This is a genomic window from Cloacibacillus sp., assembly GCF_020860125.1.
Lineage (GTDB): Bacteria > Synergistota > Synergistia > Synergistales > Synergistaceae > Cloacibacillus.
In genome coordinates this window covers 1-25,770 of record NZ_JAJBUX010000098.1, presented here as the reverse complement: position 1 = coordinate 25,770, position 25,770 = coordinate 1, and the positions used below count along the sequence as shown (strand labels likewise).

The 25,770-nt window shown below is 51.1% G+C and carries 26 protein-coding genes; 11 read left to right on the top strand and 15 right to left on the bottom strand.

All coding sequences use genetic code 11. The features are described 5' to 3' along the window. Positions 1–339: 339 nt before the first annotated feature. Both LIO98_RS12355 and LIO98_RS12350 read right to left on the bottom strand, forming a co-directional pair. Complete coding sequence (locus LIO98_RS12355; RefSeq protein ID WP_291957625.1) at positions 340–1,293, bottom strand: AEC family transporter; 954 nt, start codon at positions 1,291–1,293, stop codon at positions 340–342. Between the two features lie 70 nt (positions 1,294–1,363). After that, positions 1,364–2,044, bottom strand: a complete 681-nt coding sequence (locus LIO98_RS12350; protein ID WP_168950504.1) for a GntR family transcriptional regulator — start codon at positions 2,042–2,044, stop codon at positions 1,364–1,366. 146 nt (positions 2,045–2,190) lie between these two features. Here LIO98_RS12350 and LIO98_RS12345 point away from each other — a divergent pair, with 146 nt between their 5' ends. After that, positions 2,191–2,481, top strand: coding sequence for a hypothetical protein (locus LIO98_RS12345; protein ID WP_291957621.1), 291 nt, complete (start codon positions 2,191–2,193; stop codon positions 2,479–2,481). 82 nt (positions 2,482–2,563) lie between these two features. Here the strand turns inward: LIO98_RS12345 and LIO98_RS12340 are convergent, their stop codons facing one another. The 8 genes from LIO98_RS12340 to LIO98_RS12305 all read right to left on the bottom strand — a co-directional run bounded on the left by LIO98_RS12340 (position 2,564) and on the right by LIO98_RS12305 (position 9,797). Continuing rightward, entirely contained in the window at positions 2,564–3,820 is a 1,257-nt protein-coding gene (locus tag LIO98_RS12340; RefSeq protein WP_291957619.1) for an MFS transporter, read from the bottom strand. Beyond that, a complete protein-coding gene (locus tag LIO98_RS12335) occupies positions 3,817–4,650 on the bottom strand; it encodes a sugar phosphate isomerase/epimerase family protein (protein ID WP_291957616.1) in 834 nt (277 codons plus the stop codon). The genes LIO98_RS12340 and LIO98_RS12335 overlap by 4 nt, the downstream gene beginning before the upstream one ends. 26 nt (positions 4,651–4,676) lie before the next feature. Continuing rightward, a complete protein-coding gene (locus tag LIO98_RS12330; RefSeq protein WP_291957613.1) occupies positions 4,677–5,309 on the bottom strand; it encodes a hypothetical protein in 633 nt (210 codons plus the stop codon). An 89-nt stretch (positions 5,310–5,398) separates the two neighbouring features. After that, on the bottom strand, positions 5,399–6,289 hold the full coding sequence (locus tag LIO98_RS12325) for a shikimate dehydrogenase (protein WP_291957611.1): 891 nt from the start codon (positions 6,287–6,289) through the stop codon (positions 5,399–5,401). Positions 6,290–6,304: 15 nt separating this feature from the next. Then, positions 6,305–7,597, bottom strand: a complete 1,293-nt coding sequence (locus LIO98_RS12320; RefSeq protein ID WP_291957609.1) for a TRAP transporter large permease — start codon at positions 7,595–7,597, stop codon at positions 6,305–6,307. Beyond that, the gene (locus LIO98_RS12315) at positions 7,594–8,091 is read right to left on the bottom strand and encodes a TRAP transporter small permease subunit (protein WP_291957606.1); all 498 of its coding nucleotides are present in this window, start codon (positions 8,089–8,091) and stop codon (positions 7,594–7,596) included. The genes LIO98_RS12320 and LIO98_RS12315 overlap by 4 nt, the downstream gene beginning before the upstream one ends. A 93-nt stretch (positions 8,092–8,184) precedes the next feature. Then, positions 8,185–9,243 carry a TRAP transporter substrate-binding protein gene (locus LIO98_RS12310; RefSeq protein WP_291957602.1) on the bottom strand — a complete coding sequence of 353 codons (1,059 nt, stop codon included), beginning with the start codon at positions 9,241–9,243 and terminating at the stop codon, positions 8,185–8,187. A gap of 95 nt (positions 9,244–9,338) precedes the next feature. Continuing rightward, positions 9,339–9,797 carry a VOC family protein gene (locus LIO98_RS12305; RefSeq protein WP_291957599.1) on the bottom strand — a complete coding sequence of 153 codons (459 nt, stop codon included), beginning with the start codon at positions 9,795–9,797 and terminating at the stop codon, positions 9,339–9,341. A 224-nt stretch (positions 9,798–10,021) separates the two neighbouring features. Here LIO98_RS12305 and LIO98_RS12300 point away from each other — a divergent pair, with 224 nt between their 5' ends. The 5 genes from LIO98_RS12300 to pruA all read left to right on the top strand — a co-directional run bounded on the left by LIO98_RS12300 (position 10,022) and on the right by pruA (position 14,868). Continuing rightward, the gene (locus LIO98_RS12300) at positions 10,022–10,744 is read left to right on the top strand and encodes an ATP-binding cassette domain-containing protein (protein WP_291957596.1); all 723 of its coding nucleotides are present in this window, start codon (positions 10,022–10,024) and stop codon (positions 10,742–10,744) included. Beyond that, positions 10,741–11,469 (top strand): molybdate ABC transporter substrate-binding protein, encoded by a 729-nt coding sequence (modA, locus tag LIO98_RS12295; protein WP_291957594.1) that lies wholly within the window; start codon positions 10,741–10,743, stop codon positions 11,467–11,469. Before LIO98_RS12300 ends, modA begins: the two co-directional genes overlap by 4 nt. 9 nt (positions 11,470–11,478) lie before the next feature. Then, positions 11,479–12,165, top strand: a complete 687-nt coding sequence (locus LIO98_RS12290; protein ID WP_363304390.1) for an ABC transporter permease subunit — start codon at positions 11,479–11,481, stop codon at positions 12,163–12,165. Further along, positions 12,165–13,004 (top strand): ModD protein, encoded by an 840-nt coding sequence (gene modD / locus LIO98_RS12285; protein WP_291957591.1) that lies wholly within the window; start codon positions 12,165–12,167, stop codon positions 13,002–13,004. The genes LIO98_RS12290 and modD overlap by 1 nt, the downstream gene beginning before the upstream one ends. Positions 13,005–13,236: 232 nt before the next feature. Continuing rightward, positions 13,237–14,868, top strand: coding sequence for an L-glutamate gamma-semialdehyde dehydrogenase (pruA, locus tag LIO98_RS12280; RefSeq protein WP_291957588.1), 1,632 nt, complete (start codon positions 13,237–13,239; stop codon positions 14,866–14,868). A 144-nt stretch (positions 14,869–15,012) separates the two neighbouring features. On the opposite strand, the gene LIO98_RS12275 is transcribed toward pruA, so the two are convergent. From LIO98_RS12275 to LIO98_RS12260, 4 genes are all read right to left on the bottom strand, one after another. Further along, entirely contained in the window at positions 15,013–15,627 is a 615-nt protein-coding gene (locus tag LIO98_RS12275) for a M23 family metallopeptidase (protein WP_291957586.1), read from the bottom strand. Continuing rightward, positions 15,624–16,391 (bottom strand): dienelactone hydrolase family protein, encoded by a 768-nt coding sequence (locus LIO98_RS12270; RefSeq protein WP_291957584.1) that lies wholly within the window; start codon positions 16,389–16,391, stop codon positions 15,624–15,626. Before LIO98_RS12270 ends, LIO98_RS12275 begins: the two co-directional genes overlap by 4 nt. A 166-nt stretch (positions 16,392–16,557) precedes the next feature. Beyond that, entirely contained in the window at positions 16,558–17,478 is a 921-nt protein-coding gene (locus tag LIO98_RS12265; protein ID WP_291957581.1) for a phosphate butyryltransferase, read from the bottom strand. A gap of 116 nt (positions 17,479–17,594) precedes the next feature. Next, positions 17,595–18,215: a DUF502 domain-containing protein gene (locus LIO98_RS12260; protein ID WP_291957578.1), complete on the bottom strand. Its 621-nt coding sequence runs from the start codon at positions 18,213–18,215 to the stop codon at positions 17,595–17,597. 78 nt (positions 18,216–18,293) lie between these two features. Between LIO98_RS12260 and LIO98_RS12255 the strand changes: the two genes are divergently transcribed. The 4 genes from LIO98_RS12255 (at position 18,294) to hydF (ending at position 21,560) form a co-directional block, all read left to right on the top strand. Continuing rightward, positions 18,294–18,953 (top strand): lysophospholipid acyltransferase family protein, encoded by a 660-nt coding sequence (locus tag LIO98_RS12255; protein ID WP_291957575.1) that lies wholly within the window; start codon positions 18,294–18,296, stop codon positions 18,951–18,953. A 162-nt stretch (positions 18,954–19,115) separates the two neighbouring features. Then, positions 19,116–19,379 (top strand): TM1266 family iron-only hydrogenase system putative regulator, encoded by a 264-nt coding sequence (locus LIO98_RS12250; RefSeq protein WP_291957573.1) that lies wholly within the window; start codon positions 19,116–19,118, stop codon positions 19,377–19,379. 26 nt (positions 19,380–19,405) lie between these two features. After that, a complete protein-coding gene (locus tag LIO98_RS12245) occupies positions 19,406–20,329 on the top strand; it encodes an NrtA/SsuA/CpmA family ABC transporter substrate-binding protein (protein WP_291957571.1) in 924 nt (307 codons plus the stop codon). A 10-nt stretch (positions 20,330–20,339) separates the two neighbouring features. Next, the gene (gene hydF / locus LIO98_RS12240; RefSeq protein WP_291957569.1) at positions 20,340–21,560 is read left to right on the top strand and encodes a [FeFe] hydrogenase H-cluster maturation GTPase HydF; all 1,221 of its coding nucleotides are present in this window, start codon (positions 20,340–20,342) and stop codon (positions 21,558–21,560) included. A gap of 112 nt (positions 21,561–21,672) precedes the next feature. Here hydF and LIO98_RS12235 read toward each other — a convergent pair whose 3' ends face one another. Next, positions 21,673–23,691, bottom strand: a complete 2,019-nt coding sequence (locus LIO98_RS12235) for a calcium-binding protein (RefSeq protein ID WP_291957566.1) — start codon at positions 23,689–23,691, stop codon at positions 21,673–21,675. Positions 23,692–25,096: 1,405 nt separating this feature from the next. On the opposite strand from LIO98_RS12235, the gene LIO98_RS12230 reads away from it, so the two are divergent. Beyond that, a complete protein-coding gene (locus tag LIO98_RS12230; protein ID WP_291957563.1) occupies positions 25,097–25,447 on the top strand; it encodes a hypothetical protein in 351 nt (116 codons plus the stop codon). The last annotated feature ends 323 nt before the right edge of the window (positions 25,448–25,770 follow it).

Here is a 25,770-nt window from a genome sequence, read left to right as displayed (position 1 = left end):
CATATATACATTATCGCTATATTAGAAAATTGTCAAGATACCATTTAGCAGATTATTTTTCCGAATCTCGGAAAAATATTTTATTACTCAAAATATCAAGATTTAACCTGCCGTAAAGTAAATTGCTCAAATGCAGATATCAATTATAAAAAATTCACAGATATAAGATAACCACCAAATAGACCGGCAATCCTATATCTGTGAATCCGTCATCATTGCTCCGTTAAAACCAGAACAGGGTAAGTATTAAAAACCGTTATCTCTTTAATGCCCTCAAGAACGCATCATCAGTAACCAGCGCCCAGCAAAAGTAAACAAGCCTGTATCCTGATTTATAGCTTATACACCGAGTAAAACTATCCACACCGGGATCGTAACGGCAGAGAGAAGCATCGTTATTACCGTCAGTTCGGCAGCGTGGTCACCGTCAAGGCCAATACCCCGCGCCAAGACAAAGAGGGTCGCCGCGGTTGGCGTCGCCGTCACAAGTACAGAAACGTTTTTCAGAGACAAATCGACTCCGGCTACGGTGAGGCAAAAATATAGTATACCGGGATGGACAAAAAGACGCGTAATGATTTCACGCCAACAGGAGAGGATCGCACCCCTGGCGTTTTTAATATCTATCGAAGCTCCGAGGACAAGCAGAGATATGCCCGTAGCGGCGTTGCTCACCATGTAAAGTGCTTTGTCCAGGCCGTCCGGAAGGTGTTTTAGCCCGGCGAATACCAGAAACATTCCGCAGAGAGGGGCAACGACCATCGGATTTTTTGCGATCCTGATACAGGTATTTTTCAGAAAAATTTTCAGACTGTCACGTCGTGCGAGGACTATTTTGCTTGTAAGCGGCGAAAGCAGGTTGTAAAGAGGGATCGCGACTGCGGCGTAGAGCGAGAGCAGTACGACTGCGGATGAACCGAATACCGACTCAACAATCGGCAATCCAACATAAATAGTGTTGGGCCTCACCGAAGCAGCCGTTGTGAGCGCCACTTTCCGCGCCGTCCGCTCACAAAAAATAAAACGCTCTATCATATAAGCGAGGACCGCAGTCGCAAGCGCCGCAGCAACAATAGCACAGACAAACGGCAGGTGCCCCGCAAGACCGCCCTCTATATGAAAAGCATTGCGAAACAGCAGCGCAGGAGAAATTATCCAGAATAGGAACTTGGATATAGCCGCAATGTCGGCCTTTGTTATAAATCCTTTAACGGAAAGTATATTCCCGGCAGTCAAAAGTATCGCTAACGGAGATATGAGAATAAACCCTCTCAGCAGTTGGCTAAAAGACATGACCGGCGCTCCTGGAACCGCGGACCAACATGGATACTTTCAACTTAATTTTGTTTTCAAGTTTTTCACGTTAAATTTCTTTTTTTACGACGCGTTTTGACTGATAAACCTTGAGTATCTGAGAGCAATGCTCGTTTATGCATTTTAGGGCCCCTTCGAGATCACCGTTCCAAAAGGCATTGATGAGCTGGCGGTGTTCGGCAATGATGAGATTGGCGCCTCTTTTAGGGTAAATAGACTGGACATCAAGGCGCATCATATCGTCGTATATCTTTGACCAGAGCGGCATCAGCTTTGATATACCCAGCTGGTTCACTATCGCACTGTGAAATTCCATATCTTTTTTCATAAATTCATTGGGAGAATCTTTGAGTTTTTCCATCTCGTTTGTTATCGGAACAAGCGAACCTGCTAGGACCTGCGGTTCTCCTGTTTCTATAATAGTCTTTATCGCAAATGGTTCTATCATATCCCGCAATTTAAAAAGCTCTATCACATCGGACTCTTTTATCTCAGAAACAACGGCTTTTCGGCGCTCTTCCCAGACAACCCATCCTTCCTGCAAGAGACGCTTCAAAGCTTCCCTCACAGGCGTCCTGCTGATTTTAAAATCCTCCGCCAGCGTCCTCTCCATTAAAACGCAGCCCGGCAGCAGCTCTCCTTTGATTATCTTCTCTTTTATTGTTTCGTACACCATACTTGAAAGACTTTGTTCTCTTTTCTGCTCTTCATCATGTTTTACGGTATTCATAATTCTATATTCACATCCCCATGCGGCATTTAAAATTATACATTCTCATTCACCATTTTTAATCTATACAAAAAATACCAGAATTGATATAATATACCCATATTCTACATTCCATACTTACATCTGTCAATTCTTGGAGGTAAAAAATGATTACAGTATACGGCAGTAACCAATGTCCTAAAACAGTACGGATCCTCGAATTATGCAAAGAACGCGGCATTGAAACAAATTACCGCGATTTTGAAAAAGATCTGAAAAGTATCTGGGAATTTGTCGTCATAAGAGACGGGGAGAAATCCTTCGATAAGACGAAACACAACAAACGCCTCGGCATACCCGGGATTATCTGCGAAAACGGCTTCACTTTTGACGGCGGAGAAGAACCCTTCGACGATGAATCCGTCATGGCCAGAATAGAGGCCAATTCAAAAAATTGACCGCTGCAAAAATACTATACCGATTGGCCGGAAATCACGTGACAGAATTTCCGGCCCAAATTTTATCGTCTATAGAGGTTCACTACGCAGCCCCACGGCGAAATGATTCTGCCTTAGTTATCAAGTGGAAAGTCCACCCTTGGATCAACATTATCACCCCAAACCCGATAAGGAATCCCTCTTCACGGTAACAACAGGCGGAAAAAGCCGGAAAAAAGTCAAGCACTACGCCTGTCCCCCATTGGAATATAATTACTCCGATGTATAAAAGCATATTGATAACACCGATAACGCCTGCATTTTTATCCATCGGAGCAAGATTGCGTACCGCGTTTCCCATGAAGACATAGCCGCATCCGTTGAAAAATCCGACGGCAAATCCGGAAAAGCTGAAAACAAGAATTGCGTCGTTAAAGCGGGAAGCTCCCATCCAGAAAAACCAGCTCAGCTGATTGAATATGCAGCACCATAAAAAAGCCTTTTTTTCACCAAGACAACCACAGCGTTTAAAAAACAGGGCGCCTGCAGCCGGGCCAACGACAAGCCCCATGCTTATCCAGGTCGCGCAAAGTCGCGCCGTATTTAAATCAACCTTTGTCGCGCTCTGTATCCAACTAACGGCCCATAACCCTTGAAGCGCAGCCGTCGCCGCCGCCGAAGATGCCCACGTAAGCATAACAACGCGCAGAGGAAACATATCCCAAGAGGCGCTGGCCGTCCGCCAAAGTTCAGATATCACATCGGTTACGGCAATACTTGACACAGCATCAAACTTCATAGAGGCCCGCCTTGGGTCCTGTTTTTTGAATAAAATGAGAATTACGCCAAGCAACAGTGACACTATGCCAAGAGCTAAAAAAACGCCTCTAGGACCAACAATATCCAAACAATACCCAAGTGGCGCCACAGCGGCAACTGTGCCTGAATGCCCTACGACAAGACACAATCCCACAAGCACTGGATAGTCTTCCTTTGAAAAAGCAAAGGCACAGTACATAAGGAGTCCGGTAAACAAGCTGGCCATTCCCAACCCTGAAAGTGCCCGTCCTACGCCTATAGCGGCGGATGAGCCTGAAAACGCCATGATGAATGAACCGATCGCACCGATTAAAAGCGACAAGCCGCAGCAGATAAACGGCCCTCTGTTATCTACGAGAACGCCCCACACTCCATAACTGGCACCGTAAGTATAGAAAAATAGACTTGATAGAAAGCCTACCGCTGCCGCTGTCAACCCCAGTGATTCCGCCAGCGGCGGCAGGAGTACAACCCCCGATACACGCATAAGGTTGCTCATGAGATATCCAAGCAAGAGCGTTACGAGAAAAAAATATCTCATAAAAGGCAAAACTGAGCCGGACAAAATACGCGTTTGAGGTATTCCATCCCTTTCCGCGCAACCTCTGTTTCATTGGGAATTGGCCGGCATTCTATGGTGACCCATCCGTCATAGCCTATAGAATGCAGGGCGGCAGCGGCGGCGTGAAAATCAAAATGCCTGTCATCAGGCAGCATCCGACCCATATCGGAGACATGGAACAGACTCATTCTGTCTTTAGACAGGCGAATCGCATCAGCAATATCTCCCTCGTCCGTAATCATATGGTAGGTGTCGGCGTTGTAGAATAGTCTTGCCGACTTGAATTTTTCTATGAAGCGCAATGTTTCGGCAGTGGAGTTATAGAGGTCTCCATCCCTCCTATTTATCTGCTCAAAGCAGATACGTCCTTCGATAGAATCGGCATATTCAATTATCTTATACATGCTGTCGGATAGACGAGCCTCATACTCCTCGGCACTATCATCACTTTCCATCCGCCCCCTAAGGAAGCCGATCAATATCTGACTGTCAAGCTCCCGCGCGAAATCAAGCTGCCGTTTCAAACGTTCGACAGTCTTTACGCGTACCTCCTTATCCTTCGAACTCATGCTGTGTCCCTCAAAGAGGTAACTCAACCCTGTAGTTACGGCAGAGGCCTTGATTCCATAGCGGTCAAGACTTTTTCGTATAGAGGAATAACTATAATCCAGCGGGTTTTGTATTTGTAATTCTATCGCGTCGTAGCCAATTTCCGCAGCACGCCTGGCACAGTCCTCATAACTGCCTCTCAAAGGGAATGGGAAGTCTGTAGACAGTGGAATATCCACTGCTATTATACTGAATCTCATTATTCTCATCTCTTTTTCTAGGAATTTTAACGGTCTATTTCAATCGGCATATAGATACAGTCCGTAATGCTGTGGTATTGGTGCCATGGATAATATCCGGTTTTATCATAAAACTTGTCATGCACGATACCAGGTGCCATGATTACCTCCTGGTAAAATGTGGCGTCATCGTTCTCCGTAAACTTCTGCATCTTTCCAAAGCCCAGGATCTGAGCGTGTACTTCGTCAAAATCAGGCACATGTATCTGGTGTCTTCCAGACGGCGACATCGGTTCAGCATAGCAAAAATTGATCCTTCTGTTTCCACCGACTGTTACCTGTGGCGATTTATAATACGGTATTCCTTTGTGACGCTCAAAACCGGATATGGAAAATAGTGTCGGCCATGCGGCTTTTATCGAGGCCCAGAACTCCGGTTTATCCGCGTCTTTGTCGTAATCCTTCACAACAAGAGCACGTTTCACCTGGGTAATCGCCACATTTTCGACAATAGTGCCTTTTAAGGGATAGATAGGAATAGTTTTAACAAATATATATTCATCTTCCGCTATGGAAAAATTAAAAACAAGGCTTTTTTCCTTTATAAAATACTTTTCTTCATCCTCAAGATATTCAACTTTAAAAAACGGTGCCGCAAAATCCAGTTTTGTTATACTCATATTTATAGTCATTCCCTTCTGTCGGTTCTATCGTATTCTTCTTAACTATCTATAAAAATGCTTTCTCATAAAACACTCCGTTTTCTCTGCTATGACCTCAGCCGGCCCTGCGCCCGCAGATAGTCTGTCCCCGCAAGATACATAAAATCCGTGGGAGCTGAAATACCAAACCACAAGCGCATCTGTTCCGCCGCGACATTTACATTCATCCAAAGCCCCGACAAAGTAGTACATCCTCTCTCTTTAGCCTCTTTTAGCAACTTGGTCTCAACTGGAACATAAACCACATCACAGACGGTGTGTTCAGGAAGCAGCCACCTGGTGTTAAAGAGCACCGCGTCAGTCATGGGAAACATACCGATCTTCGTTGCATGGATCACAACGTCATAATCGCTCAGGCTGCTTTTTATTGTACAGTCATTCATATAATCTATTGAACTGCATCCTGGGTAGAACATCTCAAGCCTGCGCTGAAGTTTTTCCGCAATCGCAAAATCATCTTTTATGTTAAGGATTTTTATGTCCTTAGCTCCCTGACGCGCAAGAGCCGCCGACACCGCGCTGGCCGCGCCTCCCGCACCGAGGATTAGATACCTGTGATCAGGAATGGTTAGCCCGCACTGCTCTTCCAAAGAACGCACGCAGCCAAAACCATCCGAGTTATAGCCAATTAGCCTGCCATCTTCATCAATTACGACGGTATTAACGACTTCAGTACATTTTGAGGACTCGTCAAGGGCATTAAGATACCGATACACTATTGCTTTAAACGGCATCGTTATGCTTGCCCCTGCAAAATGGAATCTTTTAAGGTTTTTTATAACATGCTCCAGATCTTCCATTTCAATTTCATATGGAGCATAAAAACAATCCATATTTAGCGCCTGATATACGCTATTGTGCATATAAGCAGCCGCACTCTGCCCAAGTGGATTCCCAAAAAGGCCGATAAACTTAGTTTTTACAGTGGAATTAAACATTTTCCTTCTCCTTTTCTAGTTATTTATCAAGCACAGTGTCACCTGCGGGATGTAAGTTATGATCAGCAGGGCTGCCGCGAAAGCGATAAGAAGCGGAACCGCTTTTTTTGCTACCACAGTTGCAGACAACTTCGTCATTGCCGCTGCGACGAAAAGGTTCATTCCAACAGGGGGCGTTACAAAACCTATCGCGAGGTTGACTACCATAAGGACACCAAAGTGGACTGGGTCAATGCCGGCCATCGTTACTACCGGCAAGAATATTGGTGTCATAATCAAAATCGAGGCCCCAGTATCGATCAGCATTCCTATAACAAGCAAGATGGCGTTAATGACGACAAGCAGCAGTATTTTATTCGCTACGAGGCCGCCTAAAGTCTCCGCGACAAGCTGGGGGACGTGAAGGACCGCTAAGACCTTCGCAAAGGCCGATGCCGCGCCGATTATCAACACGCAGGGAACAAGCGTTCTTGCCGTTTGCACAAGTATAGGAAAGATATCATTGCAGGTGACAGTCTTATAGATAAAGAGACTGATAAATAGAGAGTACAGTACTGAAACAAGCGCCGCCTCCGTCGGTGTTACTATGCCGCTGTATATTCCGCCAAGAACGATTATCGGCGTCATCAACGCCCATGAACTGTGCCGCATAATTTTCCATAGCCCCTGGGCCCGCAGTTTATCTACGGATGCGTTGATTTTTTCCTTGTCTTCCCCATGCTTTTTACAGTAAAAATAGGCATATCCCATTAACATCGCGCCTATAAGTATACTGGGGACGACTCCGCCCATAAACATATCACCGACAGATACGCTGCTGCTGTTTGAATACATTATAAAGGGAATACTTGGAGGTATGATTACCCCCAAACCACCAGCCACGGCAACAAGGGCGGCGCAGAAGCTAAGCTCATAGCCAAGACTCACCAACAGCGGTATCGTCATCATCCCTACTGCCGCCGTAGTAGCCGGACCGGAACCAGAGATCGCCCCGTAAAAGAGACAGGTGACCACAACTGCACAGGGAAGCCCTCCAGTGCATTTGCCGATGAAAAAGGAAAAAACATCGAACAAAAGTTTTGATATCTTCCCATAGCCCATGATTATCCCCGAAAGCATGAAAAGCGGTATCGCAAGCTGCGTTGTGACGTCGAGCCCCGACACCATCGCCATGATTATGTATTGAAGGTCAACAATAAACCGAGGATTGACAAAACTTGGTATGGAAGAGGCGATTATTAGAGTTATACCGATCGGTACGCCCACCAAAAGCAGGAGGACAAAGCCTATGGCAAGAAGAATCATCATTCGTCACCTCCCGAAAGTTCGGAGAACCGCCTTAATGAGGCGACAACCACACAGCTAAGCTGGATAAGCCTGATTATAGAAAGAATAATGGAAAATACGATCACCCAATATATCAAACTTAACGAATAAGGGAGCGTCGTAGCTGCGGTATGTCCCATCCTCTCCGCCAAAATTATGGATGGACGGATCATAATTATAAAAAATATCAGCATTACCACGTATGAGACGATTGAAAGGATCAGCTTCGCACGTTCCGATAGATACTCCATTATCACATCAAATTTAATCGCAATATTTTCTTTTATTGAAAGGCTTATACCAAGAAATGTTATGCAAACAAATATGTGGTGGCACAGTTCTTCAGACCAAGAAAGAAAAGTACTGAAAAACACGCTCATTGTTATCTGTGCCGTCATAACAATTACCATCATCGCAATCCCGGCAGAAATTAGGGCAATTTCAAAATATTTGTCCAAACAGAGCAATAATTTCATTTTTATACCTCGCGAGTGTGTTTTGTTGGGCCGGGACTTTTGTTCTGAAACAAATGTCCCGGTCATATGTCAGAATCAGACTGCAAGCAACAATTAGTCTTTGATACCACAAGCCTTGAGATAAGCAGCTAAAAGTTTGGGATCCACTTGTTTCGCGGCGCGATCTTTTGCACCCTTCAGCGTAGCCTTACGTAATTCTTCTCTTAGCCCAGGAATTTTATCAAAATCGATAAACTTAACTCCACGCTCCTTTACCAGCTTATTCAGGAACTCACCCTCTGATTTATCAGAGTAGTCAGATATCTTTTTTGCCGTCTCCTGAGCCGCATCCCATATGATTTTCTGCGCTTCAGGCTGGAGCGACTTCCAAGTAGCCTGACCGGTGAAGAAGATTATGTTATGGAAGATATGATTGCTGTTCGTAACATATTTTTGAACTTCATATAGTTTTTTATCATAGATCTGGCTGTAAGGATTCTCCTGTCCCTGAAGCATACCTTGCTGTAATGCAAGATAGACTTCCGAAGCGTTGAGAGGCGTAGCTTTTACTCCAAGGGCATTAAAAAAGGCAATGTGGTTTTTATTTTCCATCGTTCTCAGCTTCATCCCTTTGAAATCATCTATGCCCTTAATTTCCTTGTTTGTTGATATGACACGAAAATTGGAATCAGAAGTTGCAAGAAGGTGGTAACCGGCCTTTTCGTATTCTTTGCCTATGACTGATAGCCACTGGGGGTCAGATAGCGCCGTCCTTGCGGATTTCACATTGTCGAAGGTAAACGGGATATCATAGACAGCAAGTGCTGGTATCACATTGACCACCATAGCTGGGACCGTTACCATAAAATCAACCTTACCTACTTTCATTGTTGAAAGACAGTCTATATCAGTTCCGAGAATGTTCTGTCCATAAATGTCGATCTTCAGTTTACCGCCGCTTTTTCTTTCGACGAGCTCTTTAAAGCTGTTTGCAAAACGTGCGTTCGTACAATCCAGCGGTCCAGCATAATGAAACACCATCGTTCTGGACTTGATTTCAGCGGCACCTGCATATCTCACAGCCGTTCCACAAAATATTATGGATAACATTACGGCCACCATCAAAAATACAACTGGTTTATTTCTTTTGCTCATAACATCATATCCCTTCATACTAATTTTTATTTACAACGAAAGTCTGATTGTTTTTCCAATAAACTAAAAACCGGCGCAGTCTTTTTTATCAGTTATCCCCTAGTTGCAGCCGCCTATTCCGGCTTTTTTGTTACAACTTCGATAAAGAGCCCCATCTCTTTTCGGCAGTCGTAATAGGCAAACTGAGTAAGCGCTCCGATACCGTTAAATATCGGGGCTCCGTATCTCTTCTCCATATAGGAATTAACCTCATCAAACGGTGTATCGTCTGTATCAAAACAGAGATGGTGGAGTCCCTCCCCTGACTCCTTAAGAAAATCATAATAAATACTCTGATCGTCAAGCGGCTGCATTAGCTCTATCTGTATTCCGTTAAAATCGGCTACCGCCATGCTCGACTCAATAAGATGGGGCTTTCCGTTCTTGAACACTTCTCCACACGTATTCCTTGAAGAGCTTAGAAAGAACCGGCGAAATTCCCCGGCACCAAGAGAGCGCCAATGCTCTATGGCTTTTTCAATATCCTCTACTACCATACCGATTTGCTTGATTCGTTTTGCCATCTTTTGCATACTACACCACTCCTTAATAAAAAATGCCATTGATAATCAATACACACCTTATATTTTTAAAATATTTATTATACATATTAGGTATACCTTAATTAATATGGTGTAATTTGTCAAGCCTTAAAATGGCATTTTATAAAAAGCCACACTGCCGCGGCCGGATTGTCTGGGCGTCGTATTTTTGTTATAATGCAACGCAATCACGTTGCATTATAAGGAGCTTCTTAATGCTTCATATCAACATTACAAAAAGGCTGGACAGGTTTTCGCTTGAGATCGCACTTGATATTGACGTCCCGGGCATTACTGCGGTATTCGGACCTTCGGGAGCCGGTAAGAGTACGTTCGCGAAGATACTCGCCGGGCTCTGCGCACCGGACGGCGGGCAGATATTTTTTAATGAAAGGGTCTTTTTTGACGGAGCCGCGGGCGTTAATCTCCCTCCCGAGAAACGTGGCGTCGGATTTCTGTTTCAGGAGCATCGGCTCTTTCCGCACATGAACGTCTTCAAAAACCTCTCCTTTGGCTGCTTCGCCGGCGGCAGGCCTCCCTGCGGCGATGTCGCCGAGATCGCAAGGATCTTCGGCATCGACCACCTGCTCCAGCGAAGCCCCTCCTCTCTCTCCGGCGGGGAGAGCCAGCGCGCGGCGCTCGCCCGCGCGATACTCGCCGCGGAAAATTTTATCATCATGGACGAGCCTCTCTCCTCGCTCGACGACGCGCGCAGAGAGGACCTCATGGCGTATATCGAATGGATACCGCCGCTGTTCGGCATTCCGATAATTTATATAACCCACAGCAGAGAGGAGGTAACGCGGCTCGCGCAGAGGGTAATCCTCATTGAAGAGGGGCGGGTCACGGGCTGCTGCGGCCCCTCGAAGCTGTTGAAGAAGGGGAGGCACACCGCCTCCCGCCAGAATCAAAAATACGAAGGAATGGATAATCAATGAAAAAATTATTTGCCGCGCTGCTGGTACTGCTGGCTTTCTGCGCCGAGGCAGGCGCGGGGACGCCTGCCGTCACCACCGGGGCCGGTTATATGAAGATGGTGCAGGAGCTGGCGGCGGCCTACAAAGAAGAGAGCGGCAGGCCGCTCCAGGAGGTATATGGCGGCAACATCGGCCAGATGCTCGCGCAGATCGACGCCGGTAACGGAGTGAACGTCGTGATCAGCGACAAAGGAACGCTGAAAACGGCGAAGTCAAAGACCGGGATCGCCAGGATGCAGCCTCTGGGTTCGACGGTCCTCGTCCTCGCCTGGCGCAAAGGGCTCACGCTCTCTTCGCCCAACGATCTGACTGGCGGCAATGTAAAATCAGTCGCCTACCCGGACCCGAAGGCGGCGATCTACGGACGCGCCGCCGCGAAGTACCTGGAGACAACGGGGCTGGGAGCGAAGATCGCGCCGAAGATCTCCCAGGTCTCGACCGTGCCGCAGGTCTTTTCCTACCTCGTGTCTGGAGAGATGGACGCGGGGTTCGTGAACCGCGTCGTCGTGCGCGCGGGCGGCGCGAAGATCGGCGGCTCGCTGGAGATTCCCTCGGGATATCCGCCGATCGAGATGGTGGCGGCCGTCATAAAGGGAGCGGAAGACGACCCTTCCGTCTCCGATTTCCTCAAATTCCTCGGCGGCGGCAGGGCGAAGGCGATCATGAAAAGGCACGGCGTACAGTAAGCGGGGGATATCCACATCAACAGCGGATTATTTTCCCCCACGCTGATATTTTCGATCAGACTGACGGCTGTCAGCTGCGGCGCGGCGCTGCTTCTTTTTCTCGCGCTTGGGCTGCCGGCGGCCCTTTGGTTTAGCCGTTCACGCTCGCTCTGCGCGAAAGCGGCGGCCTTCTTTATCACGCTGCCGCTCGTCTTTCCGCCGATCGCCCTCGGATATATGCTGCTTCTGCTGCTCGGGCGAAACGGCCCGCTTGGCTCGCCCGCCGAGCATTACCTGGGGCTGCGGCTGGTCTTCTCACAGGGAGCGGTGATCTTGAGCGCCTTCGTCGCGGGGCTGCCGCTCTTCGTCCGTCCCGCGCAGGCGGCCTTTCAGGAGCCGGGGATAATAAAGCTTGAGGAGGCTTCGCGCGTCCTCGGCTGCGGCCCGGTAAAGACCTTCTTCCTCGTCACGATGCCGCTGGCGAGGAGAAGCATCGTCTCTGGGCTGCTGCTCGCCGTGGCGCGCGCCTCGGGAGAGGTGGGTATCACGATGATGCTCGGCGGCAACATCGCCGGGCGCACCAACACGCTGTCGCTGGAGATATTCAACTGCGTCTCGCGCGGCGATTTCGACGAAGCGACCATCCTCTGCCTGCTGCTTGCCTCGGTCAGCATGGCGATATACTTTGTTCTGGACAGACTGCAAAAGGAGAGCTGATGATGTTTTACATATCCGACGATTATATAGAAGAGCTGATCCATGAGGATCTTCAGCATATGGACCTCACCACCCTCTCGATGGGTATCGAGGAGGCGCCGGGACAGATTACCGCCTTTCCCAAACGTGGCTGCCTCCTCGCCGGAGTCGAAGAGGCGGCGAGGATATTTGAAAAGTGCGGCGCCAGGGCCGAGATTTTAATTCCCTCCGGCACAAGGGCGGAGGGCGGCGAAAGCTGCCTGCTTGTCCGCGGGACGGCGGGGCGGCTTCATGCCTGCTACAAACTCGCTCAAAATGTGATGGAGTATTCCTCGGGCATCGCCACGCGTACGGCGGCGATGCTTGAGGCGGCGCGCGCGGAGAATCCCGGCGTACATGTCGCCGTGACGAGAAAGCACTTCCCCGGAGCCAAAGCGCTCTCGCTCAAAGCGGCACTCGCGGGAGGGGCCTCCCTGCACCGCCTCGGACTCTCTGATTCCATCCTGGCCTTCGATCAGCACCGGGTATTCACCGACGACTTTATCGCGCTCATCCCCCGGATGGCGAAGGCCTTCCCCGAAAAGAAGATCGAGGCGGAGGCCGACAGCCCCGAAGAGGCGATGAGCTATCTGCGGGCGGGCGCCGACATGGTACAGTGCGAACGTTTCGCGCCGGAGGCTCTTTCGGCCTTTGTCAAGGAGGCGAAGCCTGCCTTTCCGAAGGCGGTCATCGCCGCCGCAGGCGGCATAAACGCCGCCAACGCCGGAGAATACGCCGCGACCGGCGTCGATATCCTCGTCACCTCGTGGGTCTACTTCGGCAAGCCGGAAGATATCAAAATGAAATTTTCACGGATATAAAAGAAAACAGCCTGATAATATTTACCTGCCGCGGTTCTCAGTAAAAGCATGGCTGAGGACCGCGTTTTTTATGCAACGTGTCAGTGACGCCTCTATTTTATTCTTTATTATTCAATAAAAATAACGATTATTTCACTTTTGCTCGGTTTCCATAGCTTGAATTATTCCTTACAAGATGTTATCATAATATTTGCAACATAGTTGCATTTAATATTCAACAGGAGGTACCACAATGAACAACGCACTTTTTACATTTGCAAGGCCAGAAAATGAACCCTCGATGAGTTATGCCCCCGGATGTCCCGAAAGAGAGCTGCTCAAAGAGGCCATAAGAGAGATCGAATCTGAGACCGCCGAGATACCGCTCGTCATAAACGGAGAGTTCGTCCGCACGGGGAACACCGGCAGCGTCGTGATGCCGCATGACCACAGGCATAAGCTCGCCGTCTACCATAAGGCGGGAGCCGAAGAGATGGAGCGCGCGATCGCGGCGGCAAACGCCGCCCACGAGAGCTGGAGCAATATGCCGTGGACAGAGCGCGCCTCTATAGTCTTGAAAATAGCGGAACTTATCGATAAGAAATACCGTTATATACTGAACGCCGCGACGATGATGGGACAGAGCAAGAGCGTCTGGCAGGCGGAGATCGAGGCGGCGAGCGAAACGATAGATTACTTCCGTTTCGGCGTCCACTGCATGAACGAGCTCTACGGCGACCAGCCGGCCTCCGAGGAGGGCGTCATTAACTGCCTTGAGTACCGCCCGCTCGAGGGCTTCGTCTACGCCATATCGCCCTTCAATTTCACGGCCCTCGCGGCGAATCTGCCAATGGCACCCGTCATGATGGGCAACACGGTTGTCTGGAAGCCGGCGACGACCTCGCTGCTTTCCAGCTGGTATCTGATGAAGATATTCATGGAGGCCGGCGTACCCGCGGGCGTGCTGAACTTCATGCCCGGCCCCGGCTCGGTGGGCAGCGGCGTGGTGCTCAAGAGCAAAGACCTCGCCGGCATCCATTTCACCGGCTCAACGCAGGTCTTCAACGGCCTCTGGAAGGGCGTCGCCGAGAATCTCTCCCTCTACCGCTCATACCCGAGGCTCGTCGGCGAGACAGGCGGCAAGGACTTCGTCTTCGTTCACGCGTCGGCGGATATAAAGGCCGCCGCCACGGCGATGATCAGGGGCGCTTTCGAGTATCAGGGACAGAAGTGCTCCGCGACCTCGCGCGCCTATATCCCCGCGAGCCGCTGGGATGAGCTTAAGGCCGAGTTTGAGGCGATGATGCCGCAGGTGCGCACGGGCGACCCGCGCGATTTCCGGAATTTCGTCAACGCGGTGATCGACGAGGCCTCTTTCGACAACTGCATGGAGTATATCGAATATGCGAAGAGTTCGCCCAAGGCGGAGATACTCTTCGGCGGCACCGGCGACAAGAGCGTCGGATATTTCGTACAGCCGACGATAATCAAGACGACCGATCCGCATTTCCGCTCAATGGAGGAGGAAATATTCGGCCCCATCCTCACCATTTATGTCTATGACGACGATAAATTCGCGGAGACGCTGGATATCTGCAACAATACCTCTCCCTACGCGCTGACGGGCGCGGTATTCGCCACCGACCGCGACGCGATCAACAGGGCCGAAAGCGTCCTCAGATACGCGGCGGGAAACTTCTATATCAACGACAAGACTACCGCCGCCAGCATCGGGCTGCAGCCCTTCGGCGGCGCGAGAGCCTCGGGAACCAACGACAAGGCCGGCAGCAAGCTGAACCTGATCCGCTGGTGTTCGCCGAGGACGATCAAGGAAAATCTCCTGCCGCCGCATGATTTCAAGTACCCCTACATGCAGGAGGATTAACCGCTAAATCTGCTTATCCCGCTCTCCCAACTAGATAACGCTGCATCTGAGCAATGCGGCGGCATAAAAGAGCCGGCGTGCCCACGCCGGCTCTTTTTTTGCCGTTTATCCGTCTGTATTTTAACAATTGCGTTGCACGTTCCGTCAGCGCTTTACCGGCATTCCCTCTTTCGGCAGGTATTTCAGGGGGTCAAGCGGCGTTCCCTTCGCGTTGCGCACCTCAAAATGTAAATGATTGGCCGTCGCGCGGCCCGTACGCCCCACTTTGGCGATCACATCGCCCTGTTTGACCCGCTGGCCGACTTTGACGTCGTTGGATGAATTGTGTGAATAGAGGGTCCAAAGCTTGCCGTTATGGTTGATAACGATGACCTTGCCGTATCCGCGGAATCCCGGCCCGCCGTTGGAAACTACCTCGACGACGCCGTCAAGCACGGCATGCACGGAGGAGCCCTTCGGGGCCAGAAGGTCGACGCCGGTGTGCCGGCGTCTCTTGCGGCTGAAGCCGCGGCTGAAGGTACAAGACTTCAGCGGCCATTTCATATCTTTTATAAAATCAGGCGCTCCGCCTGATATCATTTCCTCTTTATCCCATTCGATATCTCCCGGCGAGGCTAGTTTCCTGATCGCCGTCTCGAGCGGGTCTTCCTGGAACTCCTGATAGTCCACCCCATCCGCGAAGAGCGGCGCGGGAGCGGCTAATGAGAGCAGGAACAGCAGCGCGCCGGCAGCGGCGAACGCCTTAAACGAGAGTTTCATTGACCTGTCAGCAGTGAGAGCATCTCATCCATGATCTTTGAATCATGCCTGCCGTTGCGCATCTTCATAGAATGGTCAGCTCCTTCTATCACGAAATATCTCTTGTTTTCCCCGGGAATGTTTATCGCCTCGAGCAGAGAGCGGCAGGCCGCGTCAGAGAAAATGGCGTCGTTCGAGCCGCGGAAGGCCACCGCCTCCTTCGCTCGGATATCGTTGAGCATCTCGGTATCGACGCTCTCGCGCAGCGTGGAGAGGATCGGCAGCGGCATCATCGTGCGCTCCGCCTCGGGCAGCGAGACAAGTCCCATGCCGCTGAGAATCACCTTGCCGACGGCGTATCCTTCGCCGCAGGCAAGCGCCAGCGCGATTATGCCGCCAAGCGAAAAGCCCCAGATCCACAATTCGGTGGGAGACTGAGACTCGACATAGCGCAGCGCGGCCGCGCAGTCGTCAAGCTCGTTTCGGAAGCTCTTCCCGCGAAAGGCCTCCATTATCCAGCCGCCGACATCGTCGCAGTAGTCTTCGCGGTTCGCCGCCCTCCTGCTCGTCTCGCAGAGCCAGGGCGTGAAACCGCGCTCCGCCAGGATGCAGGCAAGGTGACGGAATTTATTGTACGGCGAGAGATTGGCGCTGCTGTGCACGCCGTGAAGCAGCAGCACATGCACGCCATTTTCCGCCTCCGGATAGAGGCGGCTCAGTTTGACCTGCCCGGCACCGAAGCTACCCGGCAGGATAATTATCTCGTTTTTAAATTTATCCGCCATTATCTCTTTATTATACAGGTCATCCCGTTGGAGACAGAATGATCAAAATAAGTATCAGACATGCCGGCCGCTGAATAGCTTTGGGTCTGCCGCGCGAAGCCGCGTACCGTCACGGCGCAGGGGCGGCAAACCCAAAGTTATGGCGCACAAATGGCCTGTATAATTCTTATTTTCCCTGATGCGCGGCGAGCGCGCAGGCGGAGGCGATCGAAAGGAGCTTCGCCTCGGCGGAGTCGGCGCGGCTGGTGAGAACGATTGGTGCCTTCGCGCCAAGAACGATGCCGGCGGTCTTATTCTCTGAGAAATAGACTATCGCCTTCGCGAGCATGTTGCCTGACTCGATGGTCGGGACGTGGAGGATGTCGGCGTATCCGGCGACATCTGATTTGATCCCCTTGTGGTGCGCCGATTCGGGAGATACGGCATTGTCGAGCGCGAGAGGTCCGTCGATCAGGCAGCCCTTGATCTGGCCGCGGCGGTTCATCTGCGTGAGGATGGCGGCGTCGATCGTCGGCGGCATATCGGGGTTCACCACTTCGACGGCGGCGAGGGCGGCGACCTTCGGGCAGGCCACGCCGAAGGCGTGGGCGAGCTCTACGACGTTCTTCACGATGTCGACCTTCACCTTGAGTTCGGGATACATGTTGAAGGCGGGGTCAGAGATGAAGAACACGCGATCATAGCCCTTTATCTGATGAATGTAAACGTGTGAAAGCGTTTTGCCGCTGCGAAGGCCCTTTTCCTTATTGAGCACGCCACGCAGGAAGTTGGCGGTGGCGACCATGCCCTTCATAACGATCTGAGCCTCTCCGCTGGAGACGAGTTCGATGGCCTTGAGCGCCGCCGCCGCCTCGCCGCCTCTCTCGTCCACTATTTCATAGTTGGCGAGATCGATTCCAAGCTTGTCGGTCACCTCTTTGATCTTATCGGCGTTGCCGACGAGGAATGCGTTCGCGATACCGGCTTTGCGCGCGTTTTCAACGGCTTCCATTACCTCGGCGTCTTCGGCGCAGGCGACGCTGATCTTTTTGGGTCCGACTTCCTTGGCGTAGACAAGAAGCTGATTGAGATTACGAATCTGTTCCATCTGTAAAAAACCTCCCTGAATTTACGGCCCTCTGCGAGCGGCCAAAGCTTACAAAGATATGTGACTCATTATACACTCAAATTTTTTGTTTGTAGAATCTATTAACGCAATTTGATTTACGATTTTACTCCAAGCGATATTATCTTCGTAAAGGCTCTTTCGGGCGTCAGATCGAGATACTCGACCTTCTCCTCCGGGAAGAAGAATACCAGCCCCGTAGTCGGGTTCGGCGAAGTGGGAACAAAGACCGTCAGCTGTACGGAACCATCCTCCAGCACCTCGCGCCGTGAGACGAAACCGATGATGTAGCCCCCCGCGACCGGCACCTTTGCCGTCCCGAGGTAGCTGTTTTCACCGCCGCGCGCCGTGAATGTCTGAATAATATCGCGGAAGGTCGTATACCAGCCCCCGATCACAGGGATCTTTGTAATGACGAACTGCTCCAAAAGACTCAGTATCGATCTTTCGCGGCGGCGCAGCTTCCTGCCGATGTAGACGAGCAAAAATACGAGGAAGACGCTGATCGCCGCCGTCGTCCGACGCGACTGGGTGATGCCGAAGATCATCGAACCGATAGACTCGAAGAAGTACAGCAGATAGTAGAAGAGAAATACAAACAGAGCAAGCGGCAGCAGCGCCACACAGCCAAGGAAAAAGTCACGCCCAAGTCTTCCGAAAAAACTCCCCTTGCTCAGCCCCGTCTTCTCCGCCACGTTATTTTTTTTATCTGAATCCATACAATCACCGCTCCCAGACTTGTCAATTACGCCCGCCATGCGCTATTCTATCATGAGAAGAGTTCAGGGGGTATCAGCATGAAAACACAAAGAAACTGGGTCTACTATATAACACTTTTCCTTGTGTCCGTCTATTTTACACTTTACCACAGGTTGTCGGTATACGGAAAAGAAAAAATCCCGCGGGACCGCACGGTCATCGTCGCGCCGAACCATGCGAGCTATCTTGACCCGCCAGTCGTCGGCTATGCCTTCTATCCCGAATATCTCAAGTTCATCGCCTGGGAAAAATTATTTTCCTTTCCGCCGCTCGGCGCCTTTCTGCGTGCGATGGGCTCCGTCCCCGTCTCACCGGAGAATAAAAACAGCTCCGCCGCGCTGCTGCGCCTTGTCATGGGCTTTATTGAAGAGGGATATAACGTCTTCATCTGCCCGGAGGGACACCGGACCGAGGATGGACGGCTCCAGCCGCTTGAGGGCGGCGTAGCGATCATGTCGCTAAAGACCGGCACTCCCGTGATCCCTACATATGTGGCGGGGAGCTACCGCGCGCTCTCCCTGCGGATGAAGTTTCCCCGCCCACGTAAACTTACGGTGACATTCGGCGATCCCATCGACCCCGCGGCGCTGCCCGCAGAGTTGACGGAAAGGGAAAAGCGCCGCTACATACTCGATAAGATCGAAGAGTTTTACAAGACCGAGGACGCCAAGGACAAAGAAAAATATCCGCTGGATTAATTTGCGTTCGCGGCGGTTAGACATATAATATTAAAAGCATTTTAATAGAGTTGGTTTCCGTTCCCGGGGAGGCGCTCCGCGGGTGGGGAAAGGACGGCGCGATATTGTCGGTAAGAGTCTTTTCCCTATGGGAAAGGCTCTTTTATTTATGGGGAGGATCAGATGGACGAGTTAAAAAAAGAGGAAAACAGGATCGGGGTCGCGGCGGTGATCGTCGAAGACCCGGGCAGCGTGCGCGAAGTGAACGAGGTGCTGCACAACTTCAGCAGCCTTATCGTCGGACGGCTCGGAATACCCTACAGGGAGCGCGGAGTAAGCGTCATCTCCGTGGTCCTCGACGGCATGCCGGACCAGATCAGCGCCCTGACGGGAAAGCTCGGCAAGATAAAATCGGTCACCGTCAAGGCCGTCATGTCTAAAAAATGACCTTATTCAAAAGGAGCGAAGATAAAATGAAAAAAATCGTCACGGCATTACTTGCGGTATTGATATTCGCGGCGGGGGCGCTTGCGGCGGACTATCCCGCGAAGCTCGCCATCACCTATATGAAGGCCCCCCTCAACGTCCCATCGATCGTCGCGAAGTATAACAAAAGCTTTGAGGCGGCCTATCCCGGCGTGGCGCTCTCCTTCCCCGAACTGACGGAGGGACCGAAGCAGACCGCCGCGCTCGCGGCGGGCGAAATCGGCGTCGCCAGCTGCCTCGGCGCCACCTCGGCGCTGCTCGCCGCCTCCGAGGGGCTGGACATAAAGATCGTAGGCATCTACTCCCGCGCGCCCAAAGCCTTCATGATCGTGGTAAAGGACCCCGCGATAAAATCGGTGCGCGACCTCAAGGGCAAAAAGGTGGCCGGCCCCAAGGGGACGATACTCCACCAGCTGCTCGCCGCCGCTCTCGAAAAAGAGGGCATGACGGTCAAGGATGTGCAGTTTATACAGATGGACCTGCCCTCAGGCGCGAACGCCCTCGCGAAGGGCAGCGTCGACGCGGCGCTGCTCGCGGGACCGGCGGCCTATAACACCCTCGCCTCCAGCGCGAGAATGCTGAAAAACGGCGAGGGGCTTGTCGACGCGACCATCGTGATCGCAACGACGGAAAAATTTCTCAAAGAATACCCGAAAGCCGTCGAGACCTTCATGGAGACACACAAAAAAAGCATCGAATGGATGAAGAAAAATCCGCTGGCGGCAAAAGAGATGACCCAAAAAGAGACCGGGCTGCCGATGGCCGGCGTTGAGGCGATGTACCCCTGGTACGACTTCGACCCGCAGATACGCAAAGCCGACATCGAAGAGTTGGTGCGCACACAGAAATTCATGCTCGACAACGGCCTCCAGCGCAAGAAAATCGACGACGTCAGGAAGCTGGTGCGGTAGAGTGGCGCTTATGGATACGCCGCGCGCGAACCGGCTGCACATCGCCTTCTACGGCAGGCGCAACGCTGGCAAGTCAAGCCTCATCAACATGGTCACGGCGCAGCAGACCGCGCTCGTCTCCGAATACGCGGGCACCACTACGGACCCCGTCATCAAGAGCATGGAACTCCTGCCGCTCGGGCCGATCGCCGTCATCGACACGGCGGGGCTTGACGACACGGGGGAGCTCGGAGAGCTGCGCATCGAACGCTCAAAAGAGATGATGAACCGCACCGACCTCGCGCTGCTCGTCGTCGGCGCGGCGGAGGCCTCCGCCCCCAAACAGGGGCTCGCGCTTGAGAAAAAATGGCTCGCGGAGCTGCGCGACCGCAAAATAACCGTCATCGGCGTACTCAATCAGATAGACAGGATCCCGCCGGAGAGGGCCGAGACCATAAGGACGGAGCTCGAGGCCGAATTTGGGATACCCTTCACGGCGGTATCGGCGCTGGACAAAAAATACCGTCCGGCCCTGCTCTCCGCGATCATCAAAAACGCCCCCACCGACTTTGAGACGCCGACGCTGACCGGCGACCTCTTCGCCCCCGGCGCGTCGGTCGTGCTCGTCGCGCCGCAGGACATCCAGGCTCCGAAGGGACGCCTGATACTGCCGCAGGTACAGGTGATACGCGACATCCTCGACCACAAAGGCATGGCCCTCACCTGCACCGCCGACCAGCTGCCCGAAATGCTCGCGGCGCTCAGAGAGCCGCCGGCGCTCGTCGTCACCGACTCGCAGGTCTTCGGCCGCGTCAATGCGCTGCTGCCACGCGAGGTGCCGCTCACCTCGTTCTCCATCATTATGGCCCGCAGCAAGGGCGAGCTCTCCGTATTCGTCGAGGGGGCGAGGGCGATAGACAAGCTCAAACCAACGGATAAAGTCCTCATCGCCGAGGCCTGCACCCACGCGCCGCTCAACGAAGACATCGGACGCGAAAAACTGCCACGCTGGCTGCGCGAAAGAGCCGGAGAGGGGCTCGTCACAGAGATAGCCACCGGCCTCGACTTCCCGAAAAACCTCGGCGACTACGCGCTGATACTCCACTGCGGCGGCTGCATGTTCAACCGCAAGCAGCTCATGAGCCGCATCGTCGAAGCCCAGGCCGCCGGCGTGCCCATCACCAACTACGGCATCGCGATCGCGCAGCTGAACGGCATCCTGGAACGCGTAACGGAGATGTTCAAAATATAAGACTGCATTGAATAAGAGGGGCGTACACTTCGCCCCTCCTATTTTAGTTAGACTCTATGGAAACCAGACGCTGTCATCTATCACAAACAAATCATCTTTTTACAAGAGCCCTCTATCGTTTACGTCTGCGAACTACAGCCCAGCCAACCGCCACAGACATCAGAGAAACTACCGGAATTCCGCTGTTACAGCCGCCGCCTGTTCCGGCGGGCAGACCTTCCGCTTTCGGCTCGGCGGGCGGAGCCAGGTAATATTCACGTGGCGTCAGCTTCTTGCCTGCGGCAAGTTTCTCTGCGTCACGGTCGTCCCAGACGACGCCTCCGGGGAACTCTATCCTTGTAAGCTTTGAGCCCCGGAACCAGTCTTTTATCCTCACGCTTCCGCCGTCGAGGTCAAAGACCATGTCGCCGCCATCTCTCGCCGCGGTCACCTCTTCCGGCTCGATCTCCAGATGGAACCGCAGAACATTCTTCTTATCTCCAAGCGTTATCGTGTCATTGCCGTCGCCCTTGCGGTAATAATAGACGTTGTCGCCGCTGCCGCCGCTGATGGCGTCGTCGCCTTTGCCGGCAAAGAGGAATGCGTTCTTTGTCTTCCCCGAGAGACTGTCGCGGCCGTCGGTACCCCGCAGCCGCTCTTCTATCATTATCGGCGTGATGTCGATCTCCGGTTCGCGTACAACGGCTAATTTTTTCACCTCGCGGCCACTGAGTTTCCGGCCTCCGGCGAAGGTCACCTCAAAGAAATCAGAGCCCATACGTTTGAACCATCCCGGCAGCTTGATCTTGTTGAGCCCGCCCTTGATACGGACCACCAGGTCGTCGTCGACACGGGCAAAATCAAGATATTCAGGCTTTACCAGCGCGCCAAGCGCCAGTTTTCTAAGGCCTGTATCGCTCAGCGTCATGGTACCGTCGTCAAGCTGGTAACTAAAAGTATCGCCGGCGGCTCCGCGCGGATACATCGCCATCGCGGCGTTGGAAGAGGGCGGGAGCGTGACGGCGTCGCCGATGTCATAATCTCCCGTAATAGAAGCCGCCACCACGACGCGCCGTCCGTCAAAGCCGTCGACGTTCTCCACTACCATCTTCCATTCTCCGGCCACGGCGGCGTCGCCCGAAAGGGCGAAGGCCAGAGTACTATCCGCCGAGGTAGGCGTTTGTTTCGCGGCGACAACCTCGCCCGCCGGATTCCGAAGACTGACCATCAAAGTTGGCACCGCGTCGTCGGATACTGCAAGGTCCGGGGCCGAACTGTCGGCAATACGGTCTGTTACCGTAAAGACAAAGCTCACATCGTCGCTGGTTGCGATATTGTTTACGGTAACGCCGTTATTATAGACGACCGATTTTAGGTTGAGGCTGTTCATCGCAACCGGCTGTCCGCCGAGCGCGCCGTACTCACCGCCGACGGCGTCAGAGAGGCTCTCCTCGTCATCCGCCTTGAAGAGGATGGGATCGATCAAGGCATTCACGAAATCCCTGGCCAGTCCGCCCTCCGCATGGTTAAGAGAAAATTCCCCGTTGATATAGATAAGCTTGCCGCCGTTATCTCCATATTCGATTGTCGTTCCGGCGGGGACATACGTAAGGTTATAATCCAGTTCCGGCCCCCAAGGACCCCATATCATGCTTTCAAACACATATGTACCGATAGCGAACGCGCTGGTATTGCCGGGGTCGCTGATCAGGGAATGGTCTCTGGCCGAAAGCGCGGAAACCATATTGAACGTGTCCTGTCCGTGCATGTACTGTTTGATATGGTTCGCCCAGGCGGAAACCCTGGTGCTGATAGATTTCGTCGCTCCGTAAGGTTTGGGCAGTCCAGAGAAAGAATAGAAACGCAGTCCTTTAGAGAATCCCACCATCCCGGGGAAGGCCGTGCTCTTGCCGCTGGTAACGACGGTGCCGCCATTACGAACAAACTGCATAACGTTGATCACGGTGTCCGTGTCGTAGTTGCCGTTGTAGTCAAAGGCAGGGTCGGAACCGATAAAGAGGACGCCGGAACCGAGAGAGGATAAATCGGCGGTTGCCAAATCAGATTTATCAATGATCACTACATCCTCGTTCTCAATTTTGCCTTTTGCCGCGAACATCGCCACCTGATCGGCGGAGGTTTCGTATGTCATTTTTATTCCGCCGGTTTTCACCGAGCCTAATTTGGGCAACCAGCGGTTTCCTACTCCCATCATAATTTGTTCATTTGTGACATTTCCGGTACCGTTTTTAGGGATGCTTTCTTTCCAAAGAGGATCTGGTAAAAAAAGTTTTGCGGCGTTTGGAGCCCTGATTATAAATTCATTTGATGATGAATCGGTAGCCACAAGCCCCGCGAACATTCCTTTTTCATTTGTCTTCATTGTGTAGTGCTTCACGCCGCCCCAATAAACATCAATATCGATATTCTTTTGTGGGAGCCCAATATCTTCCGACGTTTTACGAAATTTTGAGATACGACCACTTATAATCGCCATCTTATCTCCAATGCCCTTAGATGAATAGTCTATATCACCTGAGATATTATTGATAGATGGGATTATGTTAAAAATTAAATCGTTTAGTGCTAATGATGTTACTGTTTCTTTTAAATTTGGTTTAAACTTATCAAAAAGTCCATACGTCCATGCTCCAGGGTCAATTGCCCATAAAGTTGAGGGGGGATTGGTCTGCTTTTGCGACCCCCCTGTTACGACGTGATAGTAAGTATCTCTGTAATCGATTTTTTCACTGTTCTGCCAAGTATCATATGCATAACCGTCAATAGGTGCGGAATGTCCCACATCGTCACTTGTAGCTGTCGGGGTTATTATGTGAAATCCAGCTATGATGGGGAAACCAAAATCTAAATTCGTATTAACCAAATATTTTCTTGCACTTGGCAGTATTGTGTCAGCCATTTGATTGCCATCTTGCATTTGATATACGCGTAAATGATAAGCAGAGACAAAACCATATTTGGAAAAAATATCTGACCCGAGATTTCCAGTACTTGACATTAGGTTATATGGTGTTTCTGTACTTACAACACTGTAATTTTTGAAAGTATATTTTGGTATTAATATGCTAATGTCTCTCAATAATGGGGCGATCTTTGTACTGGCAGTTGTTATGTCTGAATCTTGTAGATTAGCAATATATTGCTTACCAGACAAGCTTGGAGATTCAGTAAGCAAGAAATTCGACATACTTTGCCAATCATATGTTTTAGCTAAATTGATTTCTGGAAAATTAAATTTTTTTATTTCAATAGGTGCATCGGCTGAATTACTATATTTTCGTTCAATGTGAAAATCTTGAATAGATGTTGGATTAACATTAAGACTTATCCCGTTGCCAACACTTGCGGGATATTTTTTTGTTAAGATATTATACATTGTCTGTCCGACTGAAAGAGATGTACAGCCCACTAAATATTCACGTTCGCTGATGCTCGTTCCCCCAAATTGATCATTACTTACCATGTATTTAGTTATCTCACTATGTTTATTTAATACATTAAACGGATATCCCTGTCCCCAATAGCGCTCTCTTCCCATGAGTGGCGCTACCCGGATATCAGCGGAAGAAGTCAGCCCCGTCGTACTGATTGATCTGTTCAGCGAATTGGTGTTTGTGCTTTTATTGGAACTTTCCAGTGATTTCCAACGGGCCTTATTTTTTGCCATTTCTACAGTCCCTTCCTCCGTGGACGAGGCCACATTGTTGTTCGCTGAACCTCCATTACGCAACATAACGGCGTTGGAATTGAAACATACAATCTTGTACCACAAGGTGCTTTCAAAAATTTCTTCTGACATCACTCCTGGCCCAAAAGTTTGGATTGGCCAGAATTCATCATCGGCTGGCAATATCACCCACCCATTTGGGTCTAAAATAACTAGGTAATACCCGATATTTCCATGTATCCCCCCACGATATAACTTTATTTTATCGATATTTGATCCTAAACTTTCACCGAAGTGGTTCTCAGTCTCCTGGAGCCAGTTCGTGACGGCAATATTAACCTCCGATTCGGATATTGGCGTTGCTTCCGCATTGTTACAGCAATAATTGAAACACGACAACGAAATTATTAGTGTAAAAATAATTATTGACCTACGATTGCTGAACATCACATTTTCTCCCTTCTTTTCCCTATTCTGACAGGATATTTTCGTTCTGCTCCCTGCCGCAATACCGTCCCATTAAGAGAATAGCGCCGCTTCTGT

What these genes read in the sequence shown, in the direction of transcription:
- LIO98_RS12310 (WP_291957602.1), bottom strand. Translation starts at nt 9,243, where the DNA reads ATGAAGGGATATGATGTTATGAGCAAAAGAAATAAACCAGTTGTATTT.
- LIO98_RS12330 (WP_291957613.1), bottom strand. Translation starts at nt 5,309, where the DNA reads ATGAGTATAACAAAACTGGATTTTGCGGCACCGTTTTTTAAAGTTGAA.
- LIO98_RS12245 (WP_291957571.1), top strand. Translation starts at nt 19,406, where the DNA reads ATGAAAAAAATCGTCACGGCATTACTTGCGGTATTGATATTCGCGGCG.
- modD (WP_291957591.1), top strand. Translation starts at nt 12,165, where the DNA reads ATGATGTTTTACATATCCGACGATTATATAGAAGAGCTGATCCATGAG.
- LIO98_RS12235 (WP_291957566.1), bottom strand. Translation starts at nt 23,691, where the DNA reads ATGACATACGAAACCTCCGCCGATCAGGTGGCGATGTTCGCGGCAAAA.
- LIO98_RS12265 (WP_291957581.1), bottom strand. Translation starts at nt 17,478, where the DNA reads ATGGAACAGATTCGTAATCTCAATCAGCTTCTTGTCTACGCCAAGGAA.
- LIO98_RS12355 (WP_291957625.1), bottom strand. Translation starts at nt 1,293, where the DNA reads ATGTCTTTTAGCCAACTGCTGAGAGGGTTTATTCTCATATCTCCGTTA.
- hydF (WP_291957569.1), top strand. Translation starts at nt 20,340, where the DNA reads ATGGATACGCCGCGCGCGAACCGGCTGCACATCGCCTTCTACGGCAGG.
- LIO98_RS12270 (WP_291957584.1), bottom strand. Translation starts at nt 16,391, where the DNA reads ATGGCGGATAAATTTAAAAACGAGATAATTATCCTGCCGGGTAGCTTC.
- LIO98_RS12325 (WP_291957611.1), bottom strand. Translation starts at nt 6,289, where the DNA reads ATGTTTAATTCCACTGTAAAAACTAAGTTTATCGGCCTTTTTGGGAAT.
- LIO98_RS12335 (WP_291957616.1), bottom strand. Translation starts at nt 4,650, where the DNA reads ATGAGATTCAGTATAATAGCAGTGGATATTCCACTGTCTACAGACTTC.
- LIO98_RS12300 (WP_291957596.1), top strand. Translation starts at nt 10,022, where the DNA reads ATGCTTCATATCAACATTACAAAAAGGCTGGACAGGTTTTCGCTTGAG.
- modA (WP_291957594.1), top strand. Translation starts at nt 10,741, where the DNA reads ATGAAAAAATTATTTGCCGCGCTGCTGGTACTGCTGGCTTTCTGCGCC.
- LIO98_RS12340 (WP_291957619.1), bottom strand. Translation starts at nt 3,820, where the DNA reads ATGAGATATTTTTTTCTCGTAACGCTCTTGCTTGGATATCTCATGAGC.
- LIO98_RS12260 (WP_291957578.1), bottom strand. Translation starts at nt 18,215, where the DNA reads ATGGATTCAGATAAAAAAAATAACGTGGCGGAGAAGACGGGGCTGAGC.
- LIO98_RS12350 (WP_168950504.1), bottom strand. Translation starts at nt 2,044, where the DNA reads ATGAATACCGTAAAACATGATGAAGAGCAGAAAAGAGAACAAAGTCTT.
- LIO98_RS12345 (WP_291957621.1), top strand. Translation starts at nt 2,191, where the DNA reads ATGATTACAGTATACGGCAGTAACCAATGTCCTAAAACAGTACGGATC.
- LIO98_RS12305 (WP_291957599.1), bottom strand. Translation starts at nt 9,797, where the DNA reads ATGCAAAAGATGGCAAAACGAATCAAGCAAATCGGTATGGTAGTAGAG.
- LIO98_RS12275 (WP_291957586.1), bottom strand. Translation starts at nt 15,627, where the DNA reads ATGAAACTCTCGTTTAAGGCGTTCGCCGCTGCCGGCGCGCTGCTGTTC.
- LIO98_RS12255 (WP_291957575.1), top strand. Translation starts at nt 18,294, where the DNA reads ATGAAAACACAAAGAAACTGGGTCTACTATATAACACTTTTCCTTGTG.
- LIO98_RS12320 (WP_291957609.1), bottom strand. Translation starts at nt 7,597, where the DNA reads ATGATGATTCTTCTTGCCATAGGCTTTGTCCTCCTGCTTTTGGTGGGC.
- pruA (WP_291957588.1), top strand. Translation starts at nt 13,237, where the DNA reads ATGAACAACGCACTTTTTACATTTGCAAGGCCAGAAAATGAACCCTCG.
- LIO98_RS12315 (WP_291957606.1), bottom strand. Translation starts at nt 8,091, where the DNA reads ATGAAATTATTGCTCTGTTTGGACAAATATTTTGAAATTGCCCTAATT.
- LIO98_RS12230 (WP_291957563.1), top strand. Translation starts at nt 25,097, where the DNA reads ATGAGTGGCGCTACCCGGATATCAGCGGAAGAAGTCAGCCCCGTCGTA.
- LIO98_RS12250 (WP_291957573.1), top strand. Translation starts at nt 19,116, where the DNA reads ATGGACGAGTTAAAAAAAGAGGAAAACAGGATCGGGGTCGCGGCGGTG.